Here is a 3,036-nt window from a genome sequence, read left to right on the forward strand (position 1 = left end):
TCGATGGACGAAACGCAAGCAGGACGGAATGTGTCAACGACTGTGAGACAACTTTTCTTTTGGTGTTAGATGCTGCATCCAGACTGCTCAGGGGCCAGCCCCCGAACCCCCGGGATTTTTTCAGGCATGATTCGGGTGTTCAAAGAGTTTGTTGCTGGTACTGTGGCGATGTCCGGTGAAACGGAAGACGGCTCACCGAATACGGCTAGTCGGTGAGGGCTTGCAGACCTTCGAGCGTCAAGCAAACCCAAAACCACTGAGCGATGACACAACGAATGGCTTCAGTCGAACGATTGGTGCACTCGGGAGCGAAACGTTTGCGGCGTTTCGACATGCGGAACAGTTGGTCGTGGGGGCCGGAAGGCTCGGAAGCATGTGGTTAGACACCATGATTCGCGGTGGTCTCCGACGCGTCATCGACCCCGACCACCTGGAAGAACACAACCGTGACGCAACCTTTGGCAACTTGCCCGGAGATCTCGGCAAACCCAAGTCGCACGTGATCGCTCGTCACCTGGGAGCGATTCGACCGGATGCCCAAATTACCGGCTTCGAGGCAACAGTTGATGACGAAGCAATGCTGTCTCGCTTTCGGCAATGCGATATCGTCGTCACGTGCGTCGACAACGACGCTTGCCGCCGTCATGTCGCGGCATTGTGCGCCCAACTGTTGAAAGTTCATCTCGATATCGGAACCTTAGTCACCCGAATCGTTGACGGTGACTTGGGCGATCAATCTGCAAGCCAGATCCAGGCCGACATACGGCTGATGCTTCCGGGGGCCTGCTTGGCCTGCGTCGGCGGTCTCGAAGCCAATGACTCCGCGTTAAATCCATGGGGCGGTGATGTCGCTTGGAAATCTGGTGGCCGAATCGGCTCGCTGACCTCAATCAACCACATGGCCGTCGGCGTCGCCCAGCAGCTTCTCTACGACTTCCTGGGCGGTAAACTAGACACATCGTACTGGCACAGACTGCAATGGAGCACGCCCGGCGAACTGCAATCTCTTGCGGGTGCGACAAAGGGAGACCCGCAGTGTGCGATTTGTCATGAGATTTCATGAATCGGTTCGCTGTCGGGTTCAATCGACCATTCCACTCCGTCTTTCATATCATTGAGCGGTTTTATCTATGTTGCACCGACCGTTTATTCACGATCAACAATTGTTCCGCTTAAAAGTTCAGCCGTGGGACCGAGAGAACGTTCGGAGCCTGTTGCAGATTGGACACCTACCCGAACAAGGGATGGGTGACGGCGATGACAAGTGGTCTGCCGAATCGATGGGGTCTATCGCTGGGTCTCAGACAGGGAGAGAGCGATCGCAATGGGAACTGGTCCCAGAGCCTCGATTCGCTTCGCTATGTGAACTACCGAAAAGCAGCAAACGCCAGTTGCTTTGCTTCACGGCATCGGGAGGAGAAGGCAAGACGTGCGCACTGGAACAAATCGAGCAAGTCCGGCCACTGGTCCATCCGGGCCACATCGTCATTCGAAAAGAGTTCTCCGAGCTTCCAACCACAGCACAATCTTTTTTTGACGCCCCTGCACCGTACGTTAATTTCCCGTTGCTCGTTGGTTCAGTTCTAACGCGTCTAAATTCTGCAACGCAAAATAGAATCCATCGCAGGAATAGCGAGGCAGAAAACGTTACCGAAGAAGTCCGCGATTGGCTAAAGAGCCTAGCACGCCTCGGGAAGTTGACATTGATCGTCGACGGCTTGGACGAAGCGGGCGAAGAAACATCGGATCCAGATCTAGCCCAAAGGCGACAAGAGGCGATGCCAAGCAAGGTGAAAGCTCTTCGCCAATTGTTGAGAGACTACCCACGCATGCACTGTGTCGTGGCCGGACGCCCCCATGCAATCAACCAACGTTTTTGGGAATCGCTCTTTGCAGAACCGGATGGAAAGACCTCCGAGTGGGACTTCTGGTTGGCAGGAATGTTCACAGGGAAACAGCGGAAGAGATTCCTCGGCCCACATCGGGCTAACCAGATAGCACGATTGGGAGCCGAGGTGAACATCAATCCCCGCATGATGGACGAGTTACGCTCATTGCCGTTATCAATCTTTGACACATTGCGCTCAGGTGCGGATGTTTACTGGCACAGCATCTACCAAGGTTTGACGCTCGATCGCAAGAAGCCGTCACGGCAGGCACAAACACGGTTAAAGGTTCGTGAGATTCTCGATATGCTGTCCGCCATTGCAATCACCATGCAGATGTGGGGCTTCGATCCTTGCTTTGATGCAGACATCCCCGATCCAAATGAGGCAAGAAAACAGGGCAATAAAATCGTTACCGAACAGCCCGTTCGTGAGGTTCCACCCGGAATGGTTCAATCCTTCTGGCATCGGGTCCATCAGCGGCTTGCGTGGGTGCATCCATCATGGGCTGATGACGACTTCGAAACTGCTGATCGAAAACTAGACCAGATTCGCGAACTCAATCTGAACCACCTGCAGTTTGGATTTCTCTCCTACGAAGACGAGTCACCACGTTGGCGTAACGCTACCCTTCGTGACTTCTTCGCGGCACTATGGATGGTTCGCTGCAGCCCAACTAAAAAACACAAGTGTTTAGATTTTGGAAGTCGTGAAAGTGACTGGTTTTTGCAAAGGCAGTGTAAGGTTTTTGCAATTGAGTCGGGTTCATCTCGGCATGAAGCACTGCACGAATGTTGGAAGTTTCTTTCTGCCATGCCAGTAGCCGTCTTCAACGGCAACCAAGATGGAACGGGTTCAAAGCGATGGCTTGTGTTAATCGAAAGACTGTTCGAACGCACACAGAACCTTAGTCGACCGACGGAATTGATGTATTTGGCCTGGCCGAATCTGTTGCGGCGTTCCGGGTATCTCAATCGTCTTGATTGGTCCGAATCAGATTTGAATGAAGCGGGAATGCGACCTCTAATAGGTGATTTGTTTAACTATGACGCGACCACATCGAAGGGCGATCACGCAAATTCAATTGTGCTAGATTTTCTAAGAGAGTATCGGGCGATTCGCGAAGGCCTTTCAGGCGAAGGTGCACGAA

Annotated in this window: 2 protein-coding genes; both read left to right on the top strand. The window is 53.1% G+C overall.

Annotation, left to right across the window (positions count from 1 at the left end; genetic code table 11):
• The first annotated feature begins 175 nt into the window (after positions 1-175).
• The gene (locus RMSM_RS15280; protein ID WP_160168298.1) at positions 176-1,063 is read left to right on the top strand and encodes a ThiF family adenylyltransferase; all 888 of its coding nucleotides are present in this window, start codon (positions 176-178) and stop codon (positions 1,061-1,063) included.
• A gap of 655 nt (positions 1,064-1,718) precedes the next feature.
• On the top strand, positions 1,719-3,036 hold a 1,318-nt coding region (locus tag RMSM_RS15285), incomplete at its 3' end, for an NACHT domain-containing protein (protein WP_144057669.1).

The sequence above is a fragment of the Rhodopirellula maiorica SM1 genome (genome assembly GCF_000346295.1).
Classification (GTDB): domain Bacteria; phylum Planctomycetota; class Planctomycetia; order Pirellulales; family Pirellulaceae; genus Novipirellula; species Novipirellula maiorica.